The sequence below is a fragment of the Rhizorhabdus dicambivorans genome (assembly GCF_002355275.1).
In the GTDB taxonomy this organism is placed as follows: Bacteria; Pseudomonadota; Alphaproteobacteria; order Sphingomonadales; family Sphingomonadaceae; genus Rhizorhabdus; species Rhizorhabdus dicambivorans.
The window spans coordinates 4,279,822-4,305,610 of record NZ_CP023449.1 but is presented as its reverse complement, the minus strand read 5'-3'; the positions used below and the strand labels follow the sequence as shown (position 1 = coordinate 4,305,610).

Sequence of the window (25,789 nt, the reverse complement as noted above, 5' to 3'; positions counted from 1 at the left end):
TGATAGGGCTTCTCTATCGAAAGAGGAGTCGATGCAGCTACGCCTGTTGCGCTATTTCACCACTCTGGCGCGCGAGGGGCATTTCGCCCGCGCCGCCGAGGCCTGCGGGGTCACCCAGCCGACCCTGTCGGCCGGGATCGTCGCGCTGGAGGAGCAGTTCGGCCGCCGCCTCGTTCAGCGTGAGCGGCGCTATATCGGCCTGACCGCCGAGGGGCAGGCGATGTTGCCCTGGGCGCAGCAGCTCGTCGCGGTGTTCGAGGGGATGGCGCATGCGATGGAGGCGATGGCTGGGCCGATCCATGGCGAATTCCGGCTGGGCGTGATCCCCGCCGCGATGCCGGTGATCGGCTATGTCGCCCGCGCGCTGCTCGATCTCCACCCCCAGCTGACCCTGTCGGCGCGCTCGCTCACCTCGCGCGAGATCGAGCGCGGGCTGGCGGGGTTCGAGCTCGACGCCGGGCTCACCTATCTCGACCATGAACCGCCGGTCGACATGCTGACCGCGCCGATCTACGCCGAACGCTATATCTTCCTCGCCCGCGCCGGCGGCGGTTTCGACGGGCGGAAGACGATCGGCTGGGGCGAGGCGGCGGCGGCGGACCTCTGCCTGCTCCACCAGTCGATGCAGAACCGCCGCATCCTCGACGCCCGCATCGCCGAACGGGGGCTGGCGCTCAGCCCGCGCGCCACCGCCGACAGCTATGTCGCGCTGCTGGCGATGGTGCAGGCGGGCGGCTTCGCGACGATCATGCCCGACAGCTATCTGGCGTTGTTGCCGGGGCTGAGCTGGGCGCGGGTGCTGCCCTTCGACGATCCCGCCGCCGCCAGCCGGATCGGCCTGATCGTACCGAACCGCACCCCGATCGGACCGCTGGCGGGCGCCGCGCTGGCGGTGGCGCGGCGGGTGAAGCTGCCGGACGGGTTTGCCACGGTTCCTTAGGCTGGAGGAGGGGGAATTTGATAGACATCGTCTATCAGTGATGGGGATTAGTGATTTGACCCTGCCCCCGCTCCGGATCAAATCCGCGCGATGAGCATCGAGAAGGAAGAGGCGGTGGAGGCGCTGGTCGCTCGGCTCGCCGCTGCCCGCAAGGGCGAGCGCGGGGCGCTGCTGCCGCTGCTGCACGACATCCAGCATGAACTGGGGCGGGTCGACGGGGCGGCGGTCGCCGCGGTCGCGGCCGAACTGAACCTGAGCCGGGCCGAGGTTCATGGCGTGGTCAGCTTCTACCATGATTTCCGCGAGCGCCCCGCCGGCCGCCATCATGTCCAATATTGCCGCGCCGAAAGCTGCCAGTCGCGTGGCGGGGCGGTGATCGAGGCGGCGCTGGCCGAGCGGCTGCGGGTGGCGATGGGCGAGACCCGCGCCGACGGGCAGGTGACGCTGGAGCCTGTCTATTGCCTCGGCCTCTGCGCGATCGGGCCCAATGCGCTGGTCGACGGCGCGCCGGTCGCGCGAATCGACGGCACGGCGGCGATCGAGCGGATCGCGGCGACGGTGGCGGCATGACCCGCGTCTATATCAGCCGCGACATGGCCTCGGTCGCGCTCGGCAGCGATGCGGTGGCGGAGGCGTTTGCCAGGGCGGGCTGCGAGGTGGTGCGCACCGGCAGCCGGGGCCTGTTCGCGATCGAGCCGCTGGTCGAGGTCGAGACGGCCGAGGGGCGGATCGGTTATGGGCCGGTGGGGCCCGATGACGTGGCGGCGATCCTCGACGGCAGCCATGGCCATCGGCTCGGAAAGGTGGAGGCGCTGCCCTTCTTCGCGAAGCAGCAGCGCTTCACCTTCGCGCGCTGCGGGGTCGCCGATCCGCTCGACATCGCCTCCTATGACTGGCGCGGCCTGAAGGCGGCGCGGGCGATGGCGCCGCAGGCGGTGGTCGACGCGGTCAAGGCGTCGGGCCTGCGCGGGCGCGGCGGGGCGGGCTTCCCGACCGGGATCAAATGGCAGACTGTGCTGGCGACGGCCGCGGACGAGAAGTTCATCGTCTGCAATGCCGACGAGGGCGACAGCGGCACCTTCGCCGACCGGATGCTGATGGAGGGCGACCCCTTCTGCCTGATCGAGGGCATGGCGATCGCGGGCCATGCGGTGGGTGCGGGCCATGGCTATGTCTATATCCGCTCCGAATATCCCTATGCGATCGACACGATGCGCAGGGCGATCGAGCTTGCTGCATCGAAGATCGCGCCGTTCACGCTGGAGGTGCGGGTCGGCGCGGGCGCCTATGTCTGCGGCGAGGAGACCGCGCTGCTCGACAGCATCGAGGGCAAGCGCGGCCAGGTGCGCGCCAAGCCGCCGCTGCCCGCGATCCAGGGCCTGTTCGGCAAGCCGACCGTCATCAACAATGTGCTGAGCCTCGCGGCGGTGCCGTTCATCCTCGCCGAGGGGGCCGATGCCTATGCGGCGGTCGGCTTCGGCCGATCGCGGGGCACGATGCCGGTGCAGATCGCCGGCAATGTGAAGAATGGCGGGCTGTTCGAGATCGGCTTCGGCATCACGCTGGGCGAGCTGGTGGAGGAGATCGGCGGCGGCACCGCTTCGGGCCGCCCGGTCCGCGCGGTGCAGGTCGGCGGACCGCTGGGCGCCTATATGCCGCCATCGATGTTCCACCTGCCGTTCGACTATGAGGCGTTCGCGGCCGCCGGGGGGCTGATCGGCCATGCCGGGATCACCGTGTTCGACGACAGCGTCGACATGGCGAGGATGGCGCGCTTCGCGATGGAGTTCTGCGCGGTCGAGAGCTGCGGCAAGTGCACGCCGTGCCGGATCGGATCGACGCGCGGGGTAGAGACGATCGACCGCATCATAGAGGCGCGTGCTCTCCCCGTCGCCCCGGCGGAGGCCGGGGCCGTCATGGGGCCGGGTGGCGCTCTTGCCTCTTACGGCCCCGGCCTCCGCCGGGGCGACGGGGTGGAGGCGGCGCTGGGTTCGCGGTCGCCGCTTCGGCTCGATCGGGCGCGGGACAAGGATATCGGGCTGCTCCGCGATCTGTGCGACACGATGAAATATGGATCGCTGTGCGCGCTGGGCGGGTTCACGCCCTATCCGGTGCTGAGCGCGCTCGACCATTTCCCTGAGGATTTCGGCGGTGCGCCTGCACTGCACGAGGCGGCGGAGTAAGCCCATGGCGTGGATCGGCGAAATCGACCTTGGCACCAAGGCGGCGCCCGTGACGGCGCCGATGGTGTCGCTCACCATCGACGACCAGCGCATCGACGTGCCCGAGGGGACTTCGGTCATGCGCGCGGCGGCGCTGATGGGGACGAGCATCCCCAAGCTGTGCGCCACCGACACGCTGGAGAGCTTCGGATCGTGCCGGCTCTGCCTGGTCGAGATCGACGGGCGGGCGGGCTATCCCGCCTCCTGCACCACGCCGGTCACGCCGGGCATGGTGGTGCGCACCCAGACCGAGAAGCTCAAGTCGCTCCGCCGCGGGGTGATGGAACTCTATATCTCGGACCATCCGCTCGACTGCCTGACCTGTTCGGCCAATGGCGATTGCGAATTGCAGGAGCAGGCGGGCGCGGTCGGCCTGCGCGAGGTGCGCTATGGCTATGAGGGCGCCAATCACCTCGTCGCCGATAAGGACGAGTCCAACCCCTATTTCACCTTCGACAGCACCAAGTGCATCGTCTGCTCGCGCTGCGTGCGCGCCTGCGACGAGGTGCAGGGGACGATCGCGCTGACCGTCGATGGGCGCGGCTTCGAAAGCCATATCGCGGCGAGCCAGGACCAGGATTTCCTGTCGTCCGAATGCGTGAGCTGCGGCGCCTGCGTGCAGGCCTGCCCGACCGCCGCGCTCAACGAGAAGAGCGTGATCGAGAAGGGCACCCCCGATCGTGCGGTCGTCACCACCTGCGCCTATTGCGGGGTCGGCTGCACCTTCCGCGCCGAGATGCGCGGCGAGGAGCTGATCCGGATGGTGCCGTGGAAGGACGGCAAGGCCAATCGCGGCCATAGCTGCGTGAAAGGGCGGTTCGCCTGGGGCTATGCCAACCACAAGGAACGCATCCTCAACCCGATGATCCGCGCCTCGATCGAGGAGCCGTGGCGCGAGGTGAGCTGGGAGGAGGCGATCGCCCACACCGCCGCCGAGTTCCGCCGCATCCAGGCGAAGTACGGCACCCGTTCGGTGGGCGGCATCACCTCCAGCCGCTGCACCAATGAGGAGACCTTCCTCGTCCAGAAATTGATCCGCCAGGGCTTCGGCAACAACAATGTCGATACCTGCGCGCGGGTCTGCCATTCGCCGACCGGCTATGGGCTGAAGACCACCTTCGGCACATCGGCCGGCACCCAGGATTTCGACAGCGTCCAATATGCCGATGTGATGATGGTGATCGGCGCCAACCCGACCGATGGCCACCCGGTGTTCGCCAGCCGGATGAAGCGGCGGCTGCGCCAGGGGGCGAAGCTGATCGTGATCGATCCGCGCCGCACCGATCTGGTGCGCAGCGCCCGGATCGAGGCCGACCATCACCTGCCGCTGAAGCCCGGCACCAATGTCGCGGTGCTGACCGCGATGGCGCATGTCATCGTCAAGGAGGGGCTGGCGAACGAGGCCTATATCCGCGAGCGCTGCGACTGGGACGAGTATCAGGACTGGGCGGCGTTCGTCAGCGAGCCCGGCCGATCGCCCGAGGCGACCGAGGCGCTGACCGGTGTGCCCGCCGAGACCCTGCGCGCCGCCGCGCGGCTCTATGCGACCGGCGGCAATGCCGCGATCTATTATGGGCTGGGCGTCACCGAGCACAGCCAGGGATCGTCGACGGTGATGGCGATCGCCAACCTCGCCATGGCGACCGGCAATATCGGCCGCGAGGGCGTCGGCGTGAATCCGCTCAGGGGCCAGAACAATGTCCAGGGCGCCTGCGACATGGGCAGCTTCCCCCACGAATTCTCGGGCTATCGGCATGTCTCCGACACAGCCACCCGCGAACTGTTCGAGCATGCATGGGGCGTGGCGCTGGACCCGGAGCCGGGGCTGCGCATCCCCAATATGCTCGACGCGGCGACCGATGGCGTCTTCAAGGGCCTGTTCGTGCAGGGCGAGGACATCCTCCAGTCCGATCCCAATACCCATCACGTCGCCGCCGGGCTGGCGGCAATGGAATGCGTGGTGGTGCAGGACCTGTTCCTGAACGAGACCGCCAATTACGCGCATGTCTTCCTGCCGGGATCGACCTTCCTGGAGAAGGACGGCACCTTCACCAATGCCGAGCGCCGCATCCAGCTGGTCCGCAAGGTGATGGCGCCGCTCAACGGCCATGCCGACTGGGAGATCGTCCAGCTGGTGGCGAGGGAGATGGGGCTCGACTGGAATTACACGCATCCGTCGCAGATCATGGACGAGATCGCCCGGCTGACGCCGACCTTCGCGGGCGTTTCCTACGGGCTGATCGAGCGGGAGGGATCGGTGCAGTGGCCGGCCAACGAGGCGGCGCCGCTCGGCACCCCGACGATGCACATCGGCGGCTTCGCGCGCGGCAAGGGCAAGTTCGTCGTCACCGATTATGTCGCGACCGACGAGAAGACGGGCCCGCGCTATCCGCTGCTGCTGACCACCGGCCGCATATTGAGCCACTATAATGTCGGCGCGCAGACGCGGCGGACCGCGAATGTCGCCTGGCATCCCGAGGACCTGCTGGAACTCCACCCGCTCGACGCCGAGAATCGCGGGATCAAGGACCGCGACTGGGTCTATCTGCGCAGCCGCGCGGGCGAGACGACCCTGCGCGCCCATGTCACCGACCGGGTCGCGCCTGGGGTGGTCTACACCACCTTCCACCATCCGGAGACGCAGGCCAACGTCATCACCACCGACTATTCGGACTGGGCCACCAATTGCCCCGAATATAAGGTGACGGCGGTGCAGGTGGGCCTGTCCAACGGCCCGTCCGACTGGCAGGAGGATTATGCCGAGCAGGCCCGGCACAGCCGCCGCATCCTGCATGTGGAAGCCGCCGAATGAGCCATCACGAACTGGGCCACGAGACGGGCCAAGAGACTGGGATGTCGACCGACGACAAGCTGGTCTATATGGCCAACCAGATCGCCCGCAATTTCGCGGTGCTGGGACAGGATGAGGCGATGGCCGCGACGGCCAGGCATCTGATCGACTTCTGGGATCCGCGCATGAAGGCGCGGATCCGGACGCTGGCCGGGGAACGCGGCGGGGAACTGACCCCGATCGCGGCGGCGGCGGTCGCCCGGCTGGCGCCGAGCGCCGGCTGAGCATGGACGGCGCGGCGGTCCGCCGCCAGCCCTTCCACCGGATCGCGCGCGACGGAACCGGCGGCGAGATCGAGCGCGTGCTGGCCGACGAGACGCCCATCGCGATCGAATATAATGGCCTGGGCTATGCGGTACTCATGGCGAGCGCCGCCGATCTGGAGGACCTGGCCCATGGCTTCAGCCGGGCCGAGCGGTTGATCGAGGCGGCCGCCCAGATCGTCGAGGTCGAGGCGCATCAAGCCGAGCGCGGTGTGATCCTGCGCATCACCCTGCCGCCCGACCGGATCGACCGGGTCGCCGACCGGGTCCGCCACCGCGTCTCCGAATCCTCCTGCGGGCTGTGCGGGATCGAGAATCTGGAACAGGCGCTGCGGCCGTTGCCACGCGTTGAGGCCGGCGAGGCGCCCGCCGATGCGGCGGTGTTCGCGGCGCTCGACGCGCTGGAGGCGCTCCAGCCGCTCAACGCCGCCACCGGCGCGGCCCATGCCGCCGCGCTGTGCGGCAGGGACGGCGCGATCCGGCTGGTGCGCGAGGATGTCGGCCGCCACAACGCCTTCGACAAGCTCAACGGCGCGATGCTGCGCGCGGGCCTCGGCTGGGACGGCGGCTTCGCGCTGCTGTCGTCGCGCTGCTCCTATGAGCTGGTCGAGAAGGCGGCACTGGCGGGTTGCCCGACGCTGGTCACGGTCTCGGCGCCGACCGCGCTCGCGGTTGACCGGGCGCGCGAGGCCGGGCTTCGGCTGATCGCGCTTGCCCGGCGCGACGCGATGTTGCTGGCGCGATGAGCCGGCTGGGCGCGGTGATCGCCGGCGGCCGGTCGAGCCGCTTCGGAACGGACAAGGCCGAGGCGCTGTGGCAGGGCCGGCCGCTGATCGACCATGCGATCGACGCGCTGCGCCCGTTCGTCGACGAGATCGTGGTCTGCGGGCGCGCGCATGGCGGGCTGCCGGTGCTTGCCGACCGTCCGGCCCCCGATATGGGACCGCTTGGCGGGATCAATGCGGCGCTCCACCATGGGCGGGAGCGGGGCGATGGCATCGTCCTGACCGTGGGGTGCGACACGCCGCTGCTGCCCGCCGCGCTGTTCGAGCGGCTGATCGCAGCCGGCGGACCCGCCTATGTCGCGCAGCTGCCACTGATCGGTTGCTGGCCGACCTACCTCGCCACGGGGCTCGACGGCTTCCTCGCCAGCGACGCCAAGCATGCGATCCGCGCCTGGGCGGCGCTGGCGGGGGCGGAGGCGATCGACTGGCCGGGCCTGGCCAATATCAACGAGCCCGGGGATCTGGCCGCGCTCCCATCCACGTCATTCCCGCGAAAGCGGGAATCCATGGATGGCGGCCCGCAAGAGCCTTGAACGGACGTTGCCGTGGATTCCCGCTTTCGCGGGAATGACGGTGGTGGGGAGGGCTCCGCTCGACAGCCGTTCGGTGATGATCCATCATCCGCCTCGACAAGATGCTATGGCGAGGAGGGGACATGCTGCTGGGTGGGATGCAGGACTGGCCGCTCAGGGTCTCGACGATCATCGATCATGCCGCGACCGCCTATGGCCGGCAGGAGGTGGTCACCCGCACCGTCGAAGGACCGATCCACCGCACCGACTATGCCACCATCGCCGGGCGGGCGCGGCGTGTCTCGGCCGCGCTTCAGCGGATGGGGGTCGGGATCGGCGACCGGATCGCGACGCTCGCCTGGAACACCTACCGCCATATCGAGCTGTGGTACGGCATTGCCGGCGCGGGGGCCGTCTATCACACCGTCAATCCGCGCCTCTCCGAAGATCAGATCGCGTGGATCGTCAACGACGCCGAAGACCGGATGATCTTCACCGACCTGTGCTTCGTGCCGCTGCTGGAAAAGCTGCACGACCGGGTGGGGGGCGACAGGCCGGTGGTGGTCCTGACCGATCGGGCGAACATGCCCGACTCGCCGCTCGACCTGCTCTGCTACGAGGAGCTCATCGCCGCCGAGGAGCCGGGCTTCGCCTGGATCGAGGTGCCTGAAACCGCGCCGGTCGGGCTCTGCTACACCTCGGGCACGACGGGCGCGCCCAAGGGGGTGCTCTACACCCATCGCTCGAACGTGCTCCATTCGCTTACCACATCGGCCGCCGACGTGCTGGGCTTCCGCTCCCGCAGCGTGATCATGCCGGTGGTGCCGATGTTCCATGCCAATGCCTGGGCGATCGCCTTTTCCGCGCCGATGGCGGGCGCCAAGCTGGTGATGCCGGGCCAGCGCCTGGACGGCCCCAGTCTGTGCGACCTGATCGAGCAGGAGGGCGTCACCTGCACCGCCGGGGTGCCCACCGTCTGGATCGGCCTGATCGACGAGATGCGCCGTCGCGCCTTCCGTTCCGAGACGCTGGAGCGAATCATCGTCGGCGGATCGGCCTGCCCGGAGTGGATGATGGAATCGCTGGAGCGGGAATTCGGCCTGGACGTCGTCCATGCGTGGGGAATGACCGAGATGAGCCCGGTGGGGTCGTTCGGGCTTCACAAGCCCGGCATGGCAGCGCTCGACGCCGCCGCGCGGCGCAAACTTCAACTGAAGCAGGGCGCGGCTTTCTACGGTGTCGAGATGCGGATCCTCGATCCGGAAGGACGCGAACTCCCGTGGGACGGGGTGTCCGCCGGGCGGCTCCAGGTGCGCGGCTGTTCGGTGGTGCGTGAATATTTCAAGGGCGCGGGCGGCGATATCCTCGATGCCGAAGGCTGGTTCGATACCGGCGACCTCGCGACCATCGACGACTATGGCTATATGCAGGTCACCGACCGGACCAAGGACGTGATCAAGTCGGGCGGCGAGTGGATATCGTCGGTCGATCTCGAAAATCAGGCGTCCGGCCATGAGGAGGTGGTGGAGGCCGCCGCGATCGGTATCCCCGACGACAAATGGGGCGAGCGCCCGCTGGTCGCGGCCATCAGGACGCCGGGCAGCGATCTCTGCGCCGAGCGCCTGCGCGACTGGCTGCGCCCCCGTATCGCCCGCTGGTGGCTGCCCGAGCAGATCATATTCGTCGACTCGCTGCCGCACACCGCCACCGGCAAGCTCGACAAGGTGACGCTGCGCAGGATGCACGCCGAGGGGCGGCTCGGGACGCCAGCGCGTTCCTAGAAACGCGTCATGCCGAACTTGCAGAGGGCATTGCGCGATTAAATTCGGCTTCCCTATGAATGATATATTGTATCTTCGATCCGCGCATGCCACATGCGCGGCGAGAGGATCGATGGTGGTGACTCGTTCGACATCTGCACGCGACCTGTTCGACCGGCTGGCCATCGGCCTGTCGGCGCTGTGCTTCGTGCATTGCGCGGCAAGCGTGGTGCTGGTCACGCTGCTCGCGACCGCGGGTGGCGCGCTGCTCCATCCGGCGATCCACGAGGTCGGTCTGGGCTTCGCGATCCTGCTGGCGATCATCGGGCTCGGCCGCGGTTTTGTGCAGCATCGCAAGCGGGTGCCGATGGTGCTCGGCACGCTCGGCATCGCGCTGATGGCGGCCGCGCTCAGCGTGCCGCACGGCGTGGGCGAGGCGGCCTTCACCATGCTGGGCGTCAGCTGCGTCGCGATCGCCCATATGCTCAACCGGCGCGCCAACATCCTCTGAGGCCATTATCTCCGAGGGTTGCCCGCCCCGGTGGTAAAACCTAGATTAGTGCCATGGCCACCGCGCACGACCACAAGCTCCACCACGGCGATTCGCTTGCCGACGCCGCGCAGCGCGCCTTCGAGCGGGCGGGCGAGCAGTGGACGCCGATGCGCGCCGAGATCTTCGCCGCGCTGAGCGAGGCGCGCAGGCCGGCTTCCGCCTATGACCTGGCGGAGGCGGTGTCGAAGTCGACCGGGCGGCGGGTCGCGGCCAACAGCGTCTATCGTATCCTCGATGTGTTCGTGGCCGCCAATCTCGCCCGCCGGGTGGAAAGCGCCAACGCCTATATCGTCAACGCCCATCCCGACTGCGAGCATGACTGCATCTTCCTGGTCTGCGACAGCTGCGGCAAGGTGGGCCATGTCGACGACGACCAGCTCTCGGGCGCGGTGCGCAGGGCGGCGGAAAAGGCGGGCTTTTCGAACCTGCGCCCGGTGATCGAGGTGAAGGGTAGTTGCGCGGAATGTTCCGAGGGTGACGCCGCCTGACACTGCCGTCGCCCCGGCGGAGGCCGGGGCCGTAAGCGGCTCCTGCCTGTAGCGCGTCACAAGAGCCGATTGCGGCCCCGGCCTCCGCCGGGGCGACCGTTTTGGGAATCGCCAAGGCTAGGAACCGGCCTCGAATAGGTCTAAGGCGGGGCCGATGAGTGACCGTCCCGTAACCCCGCTTCTCGACACTGTGAATACGCCCGAAGATCTGCGGCGCCTGAAGCACGCGGATCTGCGCCAGTTGGCGGACGAACTGCGCGCCGAGATGATCTCGGCGGTGTCGGTGACGGGCGGGCATCTCGGCGCGGGGCTCGGCGTGGTCGAGCTGACCGCCGCGATCCACTATGTGTTCGATACGCCGCGCGACGTGCTGATCTGGGACGTCGGCCACCAGGCCTATCCGCACAAGATCCTGACCGGCCGGCGCGACCGCATCCGAACGCTGCGCCAGCCGGGCGGGCTGTCGGGCTTCACCAAGCGCTCCGAGAGCGAATATGATCCGTTCGGGGCGGCGCACAGCTCCACCTCGATCTCGGCGGCGCTGGGCTTCGCGGTCGCCAACAAGCTGGCCGGCGAGCCGGGCCGCGCCATCGCGGTGATCGGCGACGGCGCGATGTCGGCGGGCATGGCCTATGAGGCGATGAACAACGCCAAGCAGGCGGGCAACCGGCTGATCGTGATCCTGAACGACAACGACATGTCGATCGCGCCGCCGGTGGGAGCGCTGTCGGCCTATCTCGCCAAGATCGTGTCGTCGGGACCCTTCCTGTCGATGCGCGGCTTCGCCAAGCGGGTGGCGCAGAAGCTGCCCCGGCCGATCCACGATTTCGCCAAGCGTTCCGAGGAATATGCGCGCGGCATGGCGACTGGCGGGACGCTCTTCGAGGAACTCGGCTTCTATTATGTCGGCCCGGTCGACGGCCATAATCTGGACCATCTGCTGCCCGTGCTGGAAAATGTCCGCGACAGCGACCATGGCCCGATTCTGATCCATGTCGTCACCAACAAGGGCAAGGGCTATGCCCCGGCCGAGGCGGCCGCCGACAAATATCATGGCGTCCAGAAGTTCGATGTCGTCTCGGGCGAGCAGGCCAAGGCACCGCCCGGGCCGCCGAGCTATACCGGCGTCTTCGCCAAGGCGCTGGTCGCCGAGGCGACACGCGACGACCGGATCTGTGCGATCACCGCCGCGATGCCCTCGGGCACCGGGCTCGACAAGTTCGAGGCGGCCTTCCCCGACCGGCATTTCGACGTCGGCATCGCCGAGCAGCATGCGGTGACCTTCGCGGCGGGGCTGGCGGCGCAGGGCTATCGGCCGTTCTGCGCGATCTATTCGACCTTCCTGCAGCGCGCCTATGACCAGGTCGTCCATGACGTGGCGATCCAGAATCTGCCCGTCCGCTTTGCGATCGACCGCGCGGGCCTGGTCGGCGCCGACGGATCGACCCATGCCGGCAGCTTCGACGTCACCTATCTGGCGACGCTGCCGAACATGGTGGTGATGGCGGCGGCCGATGAGGCCGAACTGGTCCATATGGTCCACACCGCCGCGCTGCACGACAGCGGCCCTATCGCGCTGCGCTATCCGCGCGGCAACGGCACCGGCGTGGCACTGCCGACGGTTCCCGAGCGGCTGGAGATCGGCAAGGGCCGGCTGGTGCGCGAGGGCAAGACCGTAGCCATCCTCTCGCTCGGCACCCGGCTGGCCGAAGCCGAGCGCGCCGCCGACCAGCTGGAGGCGCTGGGCCTGTCGACGACCGTCGCCGACCTGCGCTTCGCCAAGCCGCTCGACGAGGCGCTGATCGAGAAGCTGCTGACGTCGCACGACGTGGCGGTGACGATCGAGGAGGGCGCGATAGGCGGCCTCGGCGCGCATGTGCTGACGCTCGCCTCCGACCATGGACTGATCGACAACGGTCTGAAGCTGCGCACCATGCGCCTGCCCGATATCTTCCAGGAGCATGACAAGCCCGAGAAGCAATATGCCGAGGCGGGGCTGGATGCCGAGTCGATCGTCGGCACGGTGCTGGCGGCGCTGCACCGGAACAATAAGGGGCAGGTGGAAAGCGCCTGACCCAAGGTCCTCCCTACGCGAAGCGTGGGGAGGGGGACCATCCGAAGGATGGTGGAGGGGTTTCCGACGATCGAGCGAGTCGTGTGCTTGGAGGGCAGAGACCCCTCCACCACCCGCTGCGCGGGCGGTCCCCCTCCCCATGCTGCGCATAGGGAGGATCTTTAGGGGCTACTCCATCCTCGTCCGGAAGTATGAACGCCCCATCCGCCAGCACCTCGCCAGCTTTCTTGATCCGGCCGCGCGAGACCGAGGCTGCAGCGGTTGGCGAAATCAACCGCGGGCGAGTGCATCGGCCCGTTGAACAAGTTGAACGAATTTTGGATCTGCCGGATCAAAGCTTGGACCGTACAGAGCTCCGAACTCGCCTCGTATCTGCTCCAGGTCTGGATCAATGATTGCGATGCAGATGAAGCTGTCCACGCTTCCATAGGAAGCCGACCCTCGCGCTACATCGTGGAGAAAGTTCGATACCTCGTCAGCCGAGCGAAAGCGTGGCTTGTGGTTCCAAGCGATGAAGCGCTCAATCAGGTTTCGGAGCAGAGGCGCGTCAACCATCCTCGTCCGGCAGGACGAACGCCCCGTCGGCTGGCGCCTCCGCCAGCTTCTCGATCCGGCCGCGCGAGACGGAGACGAGGATGTGGCGGTTGGCGAATTCGACCACGGCGAGCCGGCCGGTGGCGCCCATCGGGATCGCATCGACGATCTTGAGCGCCCTTTGCCTGTTGCCGATCGCGATGCCGGGCTGGAGCTTGCGCCAGAGCCACAGCGATCCATAGGCGAGCCCCGCGACCAGCGGGACCAGCAGCAGCAATCGCAACAGATAATCGGTCATTGGCGGCGTTCGATTCCCGTTAGCCGCGTATCGGCGGCGACCACGTCGACCACCCTGATGCCGAACTTTCCGTTCACTGTCACTACCTCGCCCTTCGCGACGAGGGTGCCGTTGACCATGATGTCGAGCAGCTCATTGGCCTGGCGGTCGAGCTCGACCACGCTGCCCGAATTGAGGTCCATCAGCTCGGCGAGGCGCAGCGAGGTGCTGCCGACCTCGACCGACAGCCGCAGCGGGATATCGGCGAGCAGCTTGTAATTGGCGCCGGCCGGAAGCTCCATCGCGCCGGGGACGACGGGAACGTCGGACATATCGGTCATTTCAAGGCATCCTTGTTGAGGCTTTCGATCATCATCGCCGCGCGGCCGTCCTGCTCCCCGATCGTGCCTTCGGCGAAGCGGCGGTTGCCGACGAGGAGGGGAACCGTCTGGGACAGCGTGATCGGGATCACGTCGCCGGGCTTGAGCGCCAGCAGCTGCGCCACCGTCATTTCCGGCCGCGCCAGCACCGAACGGACGGGCAGGGCGACATTGTCGAGCGCGGAGGCGAGGCGGCCCTTCCAGTCGACGTCCTCGCCACCGATCCCGGCCTGGGCGCGCGCGGCGATCTCGTCCTCGATCGGCTGGAGCATCGCCAGCGGATAGAGAATCTCGATCCGGGTCGAGCGCGACATGCCGGGCTTGATCGTGAAGCTCTGCACCACCACGGCCTCGTCGGGGCGGACCATGTTGGCGAAATCGGCGTTTGTCTCGTGGGTCGAATATTCGAACTGGAGCGGATAGGTATCACCCCAGCTTCTGGTCAGCACGTCGGTCACCGCGTCGGCGAGCCGCTTGCGCAGCCGCTGCTCGGACGGGGTGAACTCACCGCCCTTGGTGGCGAGGCCGTTGCCGGTGCCGCCGTAGAAGGCGTCGACCATGTTGGTGATGAAGCCCGGCTCGATCGCGATCATCATCATCCCCTTGACCGGGCGGACCCGGAAAAGGTTGAGGCTGACATAATTGGCCTGGTTGCGCTGCCACTCGTCGAAGCGGCGGGTCTCCAGCGGGATGGCGTCGACCTTGGTGCGGGTCTGGGCGATCGGCTCGATCACGTCGCGCAGGCGCCGCGCGATCCGGTCGTTCATCCGCTCGAGATGGGCGAGCTGGGCGACCGGACGGTCCTTGCGCTGGCCGAGCGCATAGGGCTCGATCGCGCGCGCCTGACGGACCTTGGGCTCTTCTTCGGCGACGGTCTCGTCGAACGAGATGTCGCTGAGCTCATCCATCAGCGCGGCGACCTCATCGCCCGAAAGACTGGAAGCTGCACGCGTCATCGAATCAGCGAAAACCCCGAACCGGCCAAACCGGACCTCGCCCGGCAGATTCGCTATACGCTGAAGGTGGTTAATGAATTGATGCTTGGTCGGATCGACCGATGATCCTCCCCGCGCGAAGCGTGGGGAGGGGGACCACCCGAAGGGTGGTGGAGGGGTAGCTCACATCGAGATTGTCGACGAAGGAGAGGTTGCAGACCCCTCCACCGCGCCTTTGGCGCGGTCCCCCTCCCCATCGCTGCGCGATAGGGAGGATCGATACGTCAGCCCGCGTTGGCGGCGCCCTTCTTCTGGATGAGCGAATAGGCATGCTCATACCATTTGCTGCCGGGGTAATTATGCCCGAGCACCGCCGCCGAACGCTCGGCTTCGGCCGGAATGCCGAGCTCCAGATAGCTTTCGGTCAGCCGCATCAGCGCCTCGGGCGTGTGGCTGGTCTGCTGATATTTGTCGATCACGGTGCGGAAGCGCACCACCGAGGCCAGCCAGTCGCCGCGCCGCTGGTAGAAGCGGCCGATCTCCATCTCCTTGCCGGCGAGGTGATCGTTGACCAGATCGACCTTCACCCGCGCATCGGCGGCGTAGCGCGATTCGGGATAGCGGCGGATCAGTTCGTTGAGCGCGTCGAGCGCCTGCTGAGTGAGCTTCTGGTCGCGGGTGACGTCCTGGATCTGCTCATAATAGCTGACCGCGATCAGATAGAGCGCATAGGGCGCGTCGCGGTTGCCCGGGTGGATCGAGATGAAGCGCTGCGCCGAGGAGATCGATTCGGTGTACTGGCGCGCGAGATAATAGGAAAAGGCGCTCATCAGCTGCGCCCGGCGGGCCCAGACCGAATAGGGATGCTGGCGCTCGACCTCGTCGAACAGCGCGGCGGCCAGCTTGTACTGGTGCCGGTCAAGCCGTTCCCTGGCGGCATTGTAGAGCGTGTCCACGTCGCGGGCGACGTACTTGGTGTCACCCTTGTTCTTGCCGGTGGCGCAGCCGGCCAGCGGAACGACGAGGGCGGCGGCGATCATCAAGGCGATCGGACGGGTGGCTTTACGCAGCATAGGGCGCCTTCTTAGGGCTCAATTGGGGCCGCCGCAATGGCTGGCAAGAGAAGGGGCTGCGCGTGTTCATTGTGGTTCAGCAAAGCTGAAGCGGGCCGGCACCGCGCTTCCACCTTGGTGGAACCGACTCTAAGATGTGGCGATGCTGCGCGTGCTGACCCTGTCGACGCTCTATCCGGATCGGACCCGGCCGGGCTTCGGCGCCTTCGTCGAGCGGCAGACCGCCCGACTGGCGGCGCATTCCGATATCGAGCTGAAGGTCGCCGCCGGTTTCGCGGTGCCCGCGCTGGGGCTGGGGCGCTTCCACCCGCGCTATCGCGACCTGATCGCCTTGCCCGCGCGCGAGGAGTGGAACGGGATCGACGTGCTGCGCGTGCCCTTCGCGACGCTGCCTATGCTGGGTGGGCGGATCAACCCGTGGAGCCTGGAACGGGGGCTGGTCCCGGTCCTCGACCGGCTGCGCGGCGAATTCGCGTTCGACGTGATCGACGCCGAATTCTTCTATCCCGACGGGCCGGCGGCGGTGGCGCTGGGACGGCGCTATGGCGTGCCGGTGTCGATCAAGGCGCGGGGCAGCGACATCCATCTGTGGGGCGCGATCCCGGCCTGTCGCGCGAAGATCGTCAATGCGGGACGGGCGGCGGACGGGCTGCTGGCGGTATCGGCGGCGCTGCGCGACGATATGATCGGGCTGGGCCTGCCCGGCGAAAAGATCAGCGTCCATCACACCGGGGTCGACCAGGGCATGTTCCGCCCGCAGGACCGGGCGGCGGCGAAGGCGGCGCTCAGCGTGGAGGGGCCGCTGGTCGCCTGTATCGGCAACCTGATTCCGATCAAGGGGCAGGCGCTGCTGATCGAGGCGATGGCGGCCCTGCCCGGCGTCACCCTGCTGATCGCCGGGCGCGGGCCCGAGCGGGAGGCACTGGCGGCCCGAATCGTGGCGTTGGGCCTGGGCGACCGGGTGAGGCTGCTCGGCGCGCTGCCGCATGACCAGCTGCCGGCGCTGCTCGCGGCGGCGGACGTGATGGCGTTGCCGTCGGAGCGCGAGGGGCTGGCGAATGCCTGGGTCGAGGCGCTGGCCTGCGGGACGCCGATCGTGATCAGCGACGTCGGCGGCGCGCGCGAGCTGGTCGACCGGCCGGCGGCGGGACGGCTGGTGGAGCGGACGCCGGGGGCGATCGCCGGAGGGATACGGGCGGTGCTGGCCGATCCGAGGCCGCAGGCGGAGGTGGCAGAGGCGACGAAGCGCTTCACCTGGGAGCGGAATACAGAGGCGCTGTACGCGCACCTGCGGGGGTTGGTCGGATAGCGGTCGCCCCGGCGGAGGCCGGGGCCGCAAGAGGTTCTGACGGCCCCGGCCTCCGCCGGGGCGACGATGCTTTACAGCGGCATCAGCGCGGCGACGATCCAGCGGTCCTCGCCGCGCAGCACGTTCCAGGCGCGGGCGGCGGTGCGGCTGTCCATCGGTTCGATCCCGAAGCCCAGCGCCTCGACCGCCGCTGCGAAGGCGGGGGAGGGGCGGCGCATCGACGGGCCGGTGCCGAGCAGCAGGAATTCGGGCGGCGGCTGAATCGACAGCAGCCCGGCGAGATGGTCGGCGGTAAGCGCCTCCAGCGCGGGCGGCGTCCAGTCGCGGGCATCGTCCGGGGTCAGCCAGAGGCCGCCGGGGACGATCCGGTCCTGGATGCGGAAGGCGTTGCCGGCGAAACCGCGGATCACCGGGCCGGCCGGCGCCTCCTCCCGGTCAAAGCTGACCATGCCCTAGCTCTTTGGGCCGATCCGTTCGGCCTCGGGACGGGCGGTCTTGGCCCTCTCCCCGAACTTGGCCGGCTCGAGGCCGAGGCTGATCAGCAGCGACGAGGAGACGTAGATCGACGAATAGGTGCCGACCACGACGCCAAGCAGCATCGCCGCCGAGAAGCCGCGCAGCACATGGCCGCCGAACAGCAGCAGCGACAGCAGCGCCAGGCCGACGGTGATCGAGGTCATGACGGTGCGCGGCAGCGTCTCGTTGACCGAGAGGTCGATCAGCGCCTTCATGTCCATCTGCCGGAATTTGCGCATATTCTCCCGGATACGGTCGTCGATCACCATCTTGTCGTTGATCGAGTAGCCAACGATCGTCAGCACCGCGGCGACGATGTTCAGGTCGAACTCCATCTGGGTGACCGCGAAGAAGCCCAGCGTCATGATCACGTCGTGGACGATCGCGACGAAGGTGGAGACGCCGAACTGCCATTCGTAGCGCAGCCAGGAGAAGATCGCGATGCCGAGCACCGCGAGGACCACCGCCAGCACGCCGTTGCGGATCAGTTCGCCCGAGACCTTGCCCGAGACAGTGTCGGTGCGGGTGAAGCGGACGCCCGGAAACTGCTCCTTGAGCGCCGCCGAGACCTTGCCGACCACCGCGTTGGTGGCGCCCTGGTCCGCGCCTTCCTCGACCGGCAGGCGGATCGAAACGGTGCGGGGATCGCCGAACTGCTGGAGCGAGCTGGTGCCCACGCCGAGCCCGTCGATGGTGCTGCGCATCCTGTCGAGCGGCGGCGCCTCGGGGAACTGCGCCTCGATCATCAGGCCGCCGACGAAATCGACGCCGAGATTGAGGCCGCGGGTCGCCGTGGCGCCCAGCGCCGCGAGCGTGAGCAGCGCGGTCACCAGGAAGCAGATGAAGCGGATCCGGACGAAACCGATATTGGTATGGTCGGGAACGAGTTTCAGCAGGCGCATGGGGCCGTTCCGATCAGATATTGATGTGGGTGGGCCGGTTGCGACGCAGCCACTGCGAAACCAGCATGCGGGTGAAGACCACGGCGGTGAAGACCGAGGTGGCGATGCCGATCAGCAGCACGACCGCGAAGCCCTTCACCTGGGCCGAGCCCAGCAGGAACATGATGCCGCCCGCGATGGCATGGGTGACGTTCGCCTCGAAGATGGTGCGGCTGGCTTCCTTATAGCCATGCTCCACCGCCTGGGTGATCGAGCGGCCACGGCGTAGCTCCTCGCGCATGCGCTCGTTGATCAGCACGTTGGCGTCGACCGCCGCGCCGATGGTGAGCACGAAGCCGGCGATGCCGGGCAAAGTGAGCGTCGCGTTGAGCAGCGCCATCACGCCGATGATGACGAACACGTTGATGATCACGGCGAGGTTGGCATAGATGCCGAAGCGGCCATAGGTCACCAGCATGAACAGCACGACCGCGAGGACCGCGATCGCGCTGGCGAGGGTGCCGGCGCGGATCGAATCGGCGCCCAGTTCCGGCCCGACGGTGCGTTCCTCGACCACCTTGAGCGCGACCGGCAGCTTGCCCGAGCGCAGCGCGATGGCGAGCTGGGTGGCGCTGTCGGTGGTGAAGCGGCCGGAAATCTGCGCTTGGCCGCCCAGGATCGGCTCGTTGATGTTCGGGGCCGACAGCACCTTGCCGTCGAGGATCATCGCGAAGGGCTTGTTGACGTTTTCCTGCGTCACCCGCGCGAACTTGCGGCCGCCGTCGCTGTTGAAGGTGATCGAGACGACAGGCTCGTTGGTCTGGCTGTTATAGCTGAGCTGAGCGTTGACCAGCTCGTCGCCGGTCAGCATCGCGCGGCGCTTCACCGCGATGAAGGGAACCCCGCCGGGATTGTCGGGATAGGGCACGACCTCGCTGCCCACCGGCGCGCGGCCACGCGCCACCTCGGCGGGATCGGCGGTCAGGTCGACCAGCTTGAACTCGAGCTTGGCGGTGCGGCCGATCAGCGCCTTGAGCGCGGCGGGATCCTGGAGGCCGGGCACCTGGACCAGGATGCGCTCGCTGCCCTGGCGGACGATGTTCGGCTCGCGGGTGCCCATCTCGTCGATGCGCTTGCGGACGACTTCCTTCGCGACCTCCATCGCGCTGTCGACGGACGCCTTGGTGCCGGCATCGGTCGGCGTCAGCACGATCCGGGTGGAATCGACCACGGCGACGTTCCAGTCGCGCTGGCCCGACATGCCCGAAGGCTGGGTGAGGGTGCGAATCCGCTCGACCGCCGCGTCGATCTGGCCGCTGTCGCGCACGAAGAAGGAAAGGCGGCCGCCGGTCGTCGAGATGTCGCCGATCGCGATCGGCGGGCTGGCGCGGCGCATCTCGGTGCGGACCAGCTCCTCCATCCGCTCGACATTCTGCTTGGCGAGGTCGGCGGTGTCGGCCTCCAGCATAAGATGGCTGCCGCCCGACAGATCGAGGCCGAGGTTGACGCGCGGCAGGCCGGTCAGCCCCCAGCGCGCGGTGACCGATTCGGGGATGAAGCTGGGAACCGACAGCAGGACGCCGATCGCCAGCGAAATGACGATCGACAGGACCTTCCAGCGCGGAAAATCGAGCATGGGGATCAGTCGTTGGCGGGCTTGCCGGCGCCCGCCCGGCGGATTTCGGCGATCGTGCCCTTGACCACCTTCACCCGGACATTGGGGGCGATCTCGGCCTCGACCTCATGCTCCTCGACCTTGGTCACCTTGGCGACAAGGCCGCCCGCGGTGACGATCTGGTCGTTCTTCTGGACCGCGTCGATCGCCCGGCGATGCTCCTTCATCCGCTTCTGCTGCGGACGGATCAGCAGGAAATAGAAGATCACGAAGATGAAGACGAGCGGGGCGAACTGCATCAGCATCGCGGCACCACCGCCACCTGCGGGCGCTGCGCCGGCAGCCTGGGCATAAGCAGGAGAAGCGAACATTCGTCTGGCATCCCGGAAAAAGAGCTAGGCCGTTTCAGGCCATGAAGTGGCGCGCGCCTATCACGTTACGCATATTGGAGGCAACCGGGCGCTTGCCAAGCGGCGAAGAGCCCCCTAAAGCGCGCAGCCTTGGTCGGGGCGTGGCGCAGCCTGGTAGCGCACTTGACTGGGGGTCAAGGGGTCGCAGGTTCGAATCCTGTCGCCCCGACCATTTTCCTTCCCGAGGATCCCCAGCACAGCCCGATGCGGACGGGCGGCAGCAAAACCTGCTCTTTCCGCTCATCCCAAATTGCCGGCCCCGGGCCTAGCCTTGCTTCGACGGGCGCGCATCGCCGCCGGCGAGGAGGGAAGGATGGAGTTTCTCAGGGTGCGGCTGGCGGAGAGCGGCGTCGCCCATGTGGTGATGGCGCGCGGCCCGGCCAACGCCGTGAACGACGCGATGTATCGCGAGCTGGCGGATCTGTTCGGCGATATCGACCGGATCGGCGGCAATGTCCGCGCGGTGGTGCTGAGCGCCGAGGGGCGGCATTTCTGCGCGGGCAACGATCTCGACGAGTTCAGGACGATGACGCCCGGCAACGCCGCCGAGCGGATGTGGCGGGTGCGCGAGACCTTCTTCGCCATCACCGACTGCCCGGTGCCGGTGATCGGCGCGATCCACGGCGCGGCGCTGGGGGCCGGGATCGCGCTTGCGGCATCGTGCGACTTCGTCGTCGCGACGCCCGATTCGCGCTTCGGCCTGCCCGAGCTGACCGTGGGGGTGATGGGCGGCGCCCGCCATCTTGCCCGGATCGCGCCGCAGCCGCTGGTGCGGCGGATGTTCTTCACCGGAGAGCCGCTGTCGGGTGCCGAATTCGCGGCGGCGGGCGCTGCGGTGACGATCGTCGAGGCCGATCGGCTGATGGCGGAGGCGACGCGGCTGGCCGAGCGGATCGCCGCGTTCAGCCCCACCGCGGTCCGGGTCGCCAAGCGCACGCTCGACCGGGTCGAGACGATGGAGCTGCGCCAGGGCTATCGGCACGAGCAGGGGGCGACCGAACGGATGAGCGGCCATCCCGATGCCAAGGAGGCGCTGGCCGCCTTCCTGGAGAAGCGCGCGCCCCATTACCGGCCGCGCGACCGCGACCATCACTGGTATGGTCTATAAGACGATGGTCTGATCGGCGGGCTTTTGGTCGCATGGTTAACCCGATGATTACCATGACGCGTCATGGCGGTTTCCATGACCTCGCTGACCGCAGACAGGCTGAAGGCGCGCATCGGCCGGCTCGGCAAGGCCGGTTCGGGTCTTGGCGCATTGCTGGCGCTGGCGTTGCTCGCCCTGCTGACCACGGCGGGGCTGATCGGCTCGCTGGTACTGCGGATCGACGCCAATGTCGCGGCCGAGAAGCGGCAGATGGTGCGCAACGCGATCGGCCATGAGCGCGCCCGGCTGATCGAGACCGCCGGAGAATATGGCCATTGGGACGATGCCGTCACCCACATCTACGGCACCCCCGATCATGCCTGGCTTGCGACCAACTATTATGGGACCATTCCGGTCTATGTGATCGACGGCGATGGCCGCACCCTCTATGCGGCGCGGCCCGATGCGCGCTTCGGCCCGCGTATCGAAGCGGACGCGCCGCGCGCCGTCGCGCAGCTTCTCCGCCAGCTTCCCGACCATGGCTATGATGCCAACGCGGCGCGCACCGTCGCCACGGCGGGCTATCTTCACGGTATGCCGGCGCTGTTCACGGCAACCGCCGTGCTGCCTTTCAACGCTGCCGGGCCGGCGCCCACGGGCGCGTTGCGCTATGTCGTCATCGTCCGGCCGATCGACGCGAAGCTGATCGCACAATGGCAGCAGGGCTTCGGGCTCGATGGCATGCGCTGGCATGGCGGGGCGGCGCATGTCGATGACGCGGAGACGATGCCGGTGCCCGATGCGTCGGGCAAGCCGATCGGGCATGTCGCATGGAAGATGCAGAGCGCTGGCGCGCGCGCGATCACCGATCTTGCCGCGCCGATCCTGCTGGCCGGCCTCCTGTTCGGGCTGCTTTCCGCCTGGCTGATCCGCTCGATCCGCGCGGCGCAGGTTGCACTCCGTGAACAGCGTCGGCTCGCCGACAGCCGCCAGCTCGAGCGCGAGGCCGCGCTGGCCGAGACCGATGCGGCTCGCCGCAGTGCCGAGGAGGCGCTGGTCCGGGCCGAAGAGGCCCATCGCCGGATCCAGGCGATGGCGCAGGACGAGGCCGAGCAGCAGGCCGAACGGGCCCGCCAGCGCAGCGCCTATTCGCAGACCGTCGCGGATGGGTTGGCCGCCTCGATCGGAACCATGATCGAACGGCTGGTGGCAAGCGCCGACGAACTCGACCGGAGCGCCGCCGTCACACTCGATGCGGTCGAGACCCAGCGGCGGGCATCCGAACTCGCGCAGACCCGCAGCGCGGCCTCCGCCTCCGCGCTCCAGCAGATCGAGGGCAACCTCCAGGAGCTCGAGCAGGCGACCCGCCATATCCACGAACAATCGGGCCGGATGGCCGAGGCGATGCGGCTGGCCGATGCCGAATCGCAGGCGGCGACCGGCGCCAATGGCGATCTGCTGAACCAGATCGATTCGATCGGCGCGGCCGCCCGGCTGATCGAGGCGATCGCCGCGCAGACCAACCTGCTCGCGCTCAACGCGACGATCGAGGCGGCGCGCGCGGGCGAGGCCGGGCGCGGCTTCGCGGTGGTGGCGAGCGAGGTGAAGGGCCTCGCCTCGCAGACTCACCGCACCACCAGCGATATCCACGACCGCGTCGCGGGCGTCGGACAGGCCGCCCATGCGACGACGTCGCTCGTCGACAAGGTCCATGGCCTGCTCCAGAATCTCAACCAGACGGTGACCAGCACGGCGACCGCGGTGGTGCAGCAGCAGTCGACCGCGGCGGCGATCCTGGAGGCGAGCCAGCTTGTCGGCCGCCATGCCGACGACACCCATGAATCGGTCGAGACCATCGTCCGCTCGATCGCGGCGCTGCGCGACAGCGCCGACGGCACTCGATCGATCGGCGCCCAGGTCCGCGACCATGCGCGGCGGCTCGATGCCGAGCTGGAACGCATCGTCGGCCAGCTGCGCGCCGCCTGATCCACACCCCGGCGGGTCTTGCCCGTCGCGCACGCGCCCTCTAGCGATGGCCGCCACGCAGGGGAACGCCGCACATGATCGATCCAGCCATCCGCAAGCTCAATCTCGGCTGCGGCTTCGACATCCGCCCGGATTTCGTCAACGCGGACAGCTTCCCCGAATGCAATCCGGACCTGCTGCTGGACGTCGAGCAGCCCGACTGGCCGTTCGAGGACGATCGTTTCGACTATGTGCTGATGAAGCATGTGCTGGAACATGTCGGCAAGGATTTCGACGTGTTCGCGCGGATCATGCGCAACCTGCACCGCATCCTGAGCCCCGGCGGCATATTGGAGATCCACGTCCCGCATTATCGCCACGAGACCTATTGGTCCGATCCGACCCATGTCCGCGCCTTCACGCCGCTGACCTTCCGGATGATGTCGAAGCGGCAGAATGACGAGTGGATCGCGGCGCGGGCCAATTACACGATGCTGGCCTATCTGATGGACGTCGACTTCGAATTGAAGCAGGCGGTGCAGTCCTACGACCAGGCCTATATCGTCGCGATGAACGAGGGGCGGATGACCAAGGAGGAGGTGCGCCGCCGCGCCGAGACCGACTGGGGCGTCGTCCGCGAACTGCAGTTCCAGCTCCAGGCGGTGAAGCCGGTGCGGCCCGCCGCCTGACGGCTCAGTCTTCTTCAGGCAGCAGCAGGTTCATCTTCACGAGCCGGGCGATCGGCTCGATCGCGGCCTCGGGCGCCAGCCCTACCTGGCGGGCGATGTCGGCGATGGAGGCGGGGCCTTTCCCGGCCGCCGCGATGATGCGTTCGGCAAGGTCTGGCGCGATCCGCCAGGGGGCGAAGATCGGCCGCCCGGTCAGTGCCTCATAGGCAGCGCGCCCGGCACCGGGCGCCGCGCCCAGCACGGTATCGGTCGAAAGGAAGCGGGTGGGGTAGCTGGCGAAGCGCCGGAACGGATCGTCATGAGCGTGGTGGGCGTGCGGGGCGCTGGCAAGCCACGCCGCCGTCTCCGCCTGGGCGGATTGATGGGTGCGGATGCGGCCAAGCTCTTCCCACAGCTCGCGATAGCGCGGATAGATCACCCGCCAGTCGAACTCGGTGGCGACGCGCTGCCGCCCAGCGGCCCCCATGCGCCGCCGCAGCTCGGGATCGCCGATCAGCGTCACCAGCCGTTCGACGAGGACCGCCATGTCGACCGAGACGGTCGTGCTGGTGCGGGACGAATAGACGTCGTAATTGCCCAATATCTCATAGCCATGGGCGACATTGTCGCCGGCGCCGGGGGCTGGCGCCCGGCTGGGGATGCGAAAACCGTCAATCCCGTCGCGCACCGTGTCGCGATAGCCGTTCCAGTCGCTGACCACCACCGGCAGGCCGGCGGCCATCGCCTCGACGGGGGTGATGCCGAAGGTCTCCTGGATATTGTCGGCGAGCGAGAGGAAGATGTCTGCCCCGGCATAGGCGGCGGCATAGAGACCGGCATCCTCGCCATCGACATGCTGGCAGCGGACATTGGGGCAGTAGGTCCGCGCGGTGCTGAGGAAATCCTCCCCGATCCCCTTGTTGAAGAACTGCCCGGCGAGCAGGAGCCGCACCGGCCGGTCACTGCGATCGGCGGCGGCGCGCAGCGCCTCGAACATCTGGAAGGGATGGGCCTTGGCGGCATAGGAAAGCCGGCCCGAGAACAGCACGGCCACCTCGTCTTCCGCGATGACGAGGCGCTGGCGGGCCGCCTGCCGGGCCGCATCGGAGACCGCCCAGTCGGCGCCGTGCACGCCCAGCGGAATGACGGGCAGTTGCGGAAGGGTGAGGCGCAGGTCGCCGCCGAAGCGCCAGCGCAGATAGGCGGCCGCTTCGTCGAAGGTGGCGCGCACCACGTCCACCGCCACCGCCGAGGTGCAGATCAGCGCGTCCCATGGCATCACCGGCTCGGACAGGTAGGAGGCAATCAGGTCCAGCGTGCCGGAGGTCGATAGCGTGTGGGTGACGCCGGTCAGGCTGAAGCTGGCGGATCCCGTCCGCAGGCGCAGCCGAGCCTCCGCGCAGATCGCTGGATCGGCGCGGTGCAGCGTGCCGCGCTCGGCAAGCAGATCGTGGCGCCCGGTCCGGATCCATTCGGTAGGTGCCGCCGGGTCGATCGACCGCACCGCCTGCCGGAAGGAGTCCATGTTCTGCTGGCCGATCGAATAGCCGACGACCGGGTCGTCCCCGCGCCCTTCGACCACGGCCCGCAGGAACACCGCGCCGGCGACGCGGCGACCCATGATCTGGTTGCCATCAAGGACATAGGCGTCGGGAGCGAAGAAGAGCGCGGCGGTCATCGGCCCGCCTTAG

At 68.1% G+C, this 25,789-nt stretch carries 24 protein-coding genes and 1 tRNA gene; 16 read left to right on the top strand and 9 right to left on the bottom strand.

Annotation, left to right across the window (positions count from 1 at the left end):
* Window positions 1–31 precede the first annotated feature (31 nt).
* The 11 genes from CMV14_RS20240 to dxs all read left to right on the top strand — a co-directional run bounded on the left by CMV14_RS20240 (window position 32) and on the right by dxs (window position 12,448).
* Complete coding sequence (locus tag CMV14_RS20240; protein ID WP_066966883.1) at window positions 32–940, top strand: LysR family transcriptional regulator; 909 nt, start codon at window positions 32–34, stop codon at window positions 938–940.
* Between the two features lie 90 nt (window positions 941–1,030).
* Window positions 1,031–1,510, top strand: coding sequence for an NAD(P)H-dependent oxidoreductase subunit E (locus CMV14_RS20235; protein WP_083216009.1), 480 nt, complete (start codon window positions 1,031–1,033; stop codon window positions 1,508–1,510).
* Window positions 1,507–3,123, top strand: a complete 1,617-nt coding sequence (locus tag CMV14_RS20230; protein WP_066966880.1) for an NADH-ubiquinone oxidoreductase-F iron-sulfur binding region domain-containing protein — start codon at window positions 1,507–1,509, stop codon at window positions 3,121–3,123. Before CMV14_RS20235 ends, CMV14_RS20230 begins: the two co-directional genes overlap by 4 nt.
* Before the next feature lie 4 nt (window positions 3,124–3,127).
* Window positions 3,128–5,974 carry a formate dehydrogenase subunit alpha gene (fdhF, locus tag CMV14_RS20225; RefSeq protein ID WP_066966877.1) on the top strand — a complete coding sequence of 949 codons (2,847 nt, stop codon included), beginning with the start codon at window positions 3,128–3,130 and terminating at the stop codon, window positions 5,972–5,974.
* 41 nt (window positions 5,975–6,015) lie between these two features.
* Window positions 6,016–6,237 (top strand): formate dehydrogenase subunit delta, encoded by a 222-nt coding sequence (locus CMV14_RS20220; protein WP_066967002.1) that lies wholly within the window; start codon window positions 6,016–6,018, stop codon window positions 6,235–6,237.
* A gap of 2 nt (window positions 6,238–6,239) precedes the next feature.
* Window positions 6,240–7,022: a formate dehydrogenase accessory sulfurtransferase FdhD gene (gene fdhD / locus CMV14_RS20215; protein ID WP_066966874.1), complete on the top strand. Its 783-nt coding sequence runs from the start codon at window positions 6,240–6,242 to the stop codon at window positions 7,020–7,022.
* The gene (gene mobA / locus CMV14_RS20210) at window positions 7,019–7,594 is read left to right on the top strand and encodes a molybdenum cofactor guanylyltransferase (protein ID WP_066966872.1); all 576 of its coding nucleotides are present in this window, start codon (window positions 7,019–7,021) and stop codon (window positions 7,592–7,594) included. Before fdhD ends, mobA begins: the two co-directional genes overlap by 4 nt.
* Before the next feature lie 122 nt (window positions 7,595–7,716).
* Window positions 7,717–9,354, top strand: coding sequence for a long-chain fatty acid--CoA ligase (locus tag CMV14_RS20205; protein ID WP_238147101.1), 1,638 nt, complete (start codon window positions 7,717–7,719; stop codon window positions 9,352–9,354).
* A gap of 112 nt (window positions 9,355–9,466) precedes the next feature.
* Complete coding sequence (locus tag CMV14_RS20200; RefSeq protein WP_066966869.1) at window positions 9,467–9,844, top strand: MerC domain-containing protein; 378 nt, start codon at window positions 9,467–9,469, stop codon at window positions 9,842–9,844.
* A 53-nt stretch (window positions 9,845–9,897) separates the two neighbouring features.
* Complete coding sequence (locus CMV14_RS20195) at window positions 9,898–10,374, top strand: Fur family transcriptional regulator (protein WP_066966866.1); 477 nt, start codon at window positions 9,898–9,900, stop codon at window positions 10,372–10,374.
* A 154-nt stretch (window positions 10,375–10,528) separates the two neighbouring features.
* Window positions 10,529–12,448 (top strand): 1-deoxy-D-xylulose-5-phosphate synthase, encoded by a 1,920-nt coding sequence (dxs, locus tag CMV14_RS20190; protein ID WP_066966863.1) that lies wholly within the window; start codon window positions 10,529–10,531, stop codon window positions 12,446–12,448.
* A gap of 547 nt (window positions 12,449–12,995) precedes the next feature.
* On the opposite strand, the gene CMV14_RS20185 is transcribed toward dxs, so the two are convergent.
* The 4 genes from CMV14_RS20185 to bamD form a co-directional block, all read right to left on the bottom strand.
* Window positions 12,996–13,280 (bottom strand): flagellar biosynthetic protein FliO, encoded by a 285-nt coding sequence (locus CMV14_RS20185; protein WP_066966860.1) that lies wholly within the window; start codon window positions 13,278–13,280, stop codon window positions 12,996–12,998.
* The gene (gene fliN / locus CMV14_RS20180) at window positions 13,277–13,600 is read right to left on the bottom strand and encodes a flagellar motor switch protein FliN (RefSeq protein WP_066966857.1); all 324 of its coding nucleotides are present in this window, start codon (window positions 13,598–13,600) and stop codon (window positions 13,277–13,279) included. Before fliN ends, CMV14_RS20185 begins: the two co-directional genes overlap by 4 nt.
* On the bottom strand, window positions 13,597–14,595 hold the full coding sequence (gene fliM / locus CMV14_RS20175) for a flagellar motor switch protein FliM (RefSeq protein ID WP_066966853.1): 999 nt from the start codon (window positions 14,593–14,595) through the stop codon (window positions 13,597–13,599). Before fliM ends, fliN begins: the two co-directional genes overlap by 4 nt.
* 263 nt (window positions 14,596–14,858) lie before the next feature.
* The gene (bamD, locus tag CMV14_RS20170) at window positions 14,859–15,647 is read right to left on the bottom strand and encodes an outer membrane protein assembly factor BamD (protein ID WP_066966851.1); all 789 of its coding nucleotides are present in this window, start codon (window positions 15,645–15,647) and stop codon (window positions 14,859–14,861) included.
* Window positions 15,648–15,789: 142 nt separating this feature from the next.
* Here bamD and CMV14_RS20165 point away from each other — a divergent pair, with 142 nt between their 5' ends.
* Window positions 15,790–16,956, top strand: a complete 1,167-nt coding sequence (locus CMV14_RS20165) for a glycosyltransferase (protein ID WP_066966848.1) — start codon at window positions 15,790–15,792, stop codon at window positions 16,954–16,956.
* Window positions 16,957–17,027: 71 nt separating this feature from the next.
* Here the strand turns inward: CMV14_RS20165 and CMV14_RS20160 are convergent, their stop codons facing one another.
* The 4 genes from CMV14_RS20160 to yajC are packed head-to-tail and all read right to left on the bottom strand — an operon-like array spanning window position 17,028 to window position 20,339.
* On the bottom strand, window positions 17,028–17,405 hold the full coding sequence (locus tag CMV14_RS20160) for an MTH938/NDUFAF3 family protein (protein WP_066966845.1): 378 nt from the start codon (window positions 17,403–17,405) through the stop codon (window positions 17,028–17,030).
* 3 nt (window positions 17,406–17,408) lie between these two features.
* Window positions 17,409–18,374, bottom strand: a complete 966-nt coding sequence (secF, locus tag CMV14_RS20155; RefSeq protein WP_066966842.1) for a protein translocase subunit SecF — start codon at window positions 18,372–18,374, stop codon at window positions 17,409–17,411.
* Between the two features lie 13 nt (window positions 18,375–18,387).
* Entirely contained in the window at window positions 18,388–19,989 is a 1,602-nt protein-coding gene (gene secD / locus CMV14_RS20150) for a protein translocase subunit SecD (protein ID WP_066966839.1), read from the bottom strand.
* 5 nt (window positions 19,990–19,994) lie between these two features.
* Window positions 19,995–20,339, bottom strand: a complete 345-nt coding sequence (gene yajC / locus CMV14_RS20145; RefSeq protein WP_066966836.1) for a preprotein translocase subunit YajC — start codon at window positions 20,337–20,339, stop codon at window positions 19,995–19,997.
* Between the two features lie 134 nt (window positions 20,340–20,473).
* Here yajC and CMV14_RS20140 point away from each other — a divergent pair.
* The 4 genes from CMV14_RS20140 (at window position 20,474) to CMV14_RS20125 (ending at window position 24,119) form a co-directional block, all read left to right on the top strand.
* Window positions 20,474–20,550 (top strand) — tRNA-Pro (locus CMV14_RS20140).
* A gap of 141 nt (window positions 20,551–20,691) precedes the next feature.
* Entirely contained in the window at window positions 20,692–21,486 is a 795-nt protein-coding gene (locus CMV14_RS20135) for an enoyl-CoA hydratase-related protein (RefSeq protein WP_066966833.1), read from the top strand.
* Between the two features lie 75 nt (window positions 21,487–21,561).
* Window positions 21,562–23,451, top strand: a complete 1,890-nt coding sequence (locus tag CMV14_RS20130) for a methyl-accepting chemotaxis protein (protein WP_176489088.1) — start codon at window positions 21,562–21,564, stop codon at window positions 23,449–23,451.
* Between the two features lie 74 nt (window positions 23,452–23,525).
* Entirely contained in the window at window positions 23,526–24,119 is a 594-nt protein-coding gene (locus CMV14_RS20125; RefSeq protein WP_066966828.1) for a class I SAM-dependent methyltransferase, read from the top strand.
* A gap of 4 nt (window positions 24,120–24,123) precedes the next feature.
* Here CMV14_RS20125 and CMV14_RS20120 read toward each other — a convergent pair whose 3' ends face one another.
* Window positions 24,124–25,776 (bottom strand): glycosyltransferase family 4 protein, encoded by a 1,653-nt coding sequence (locus tag CMV14_RS20120; protein WP_096367799.1) that lies wholly within the window; start codon window positions 25,774–25,776, stop codon window positions 24,124–24,126.
* Window positions 25,777–25,789: the final 13 nt, after the last annotated feature.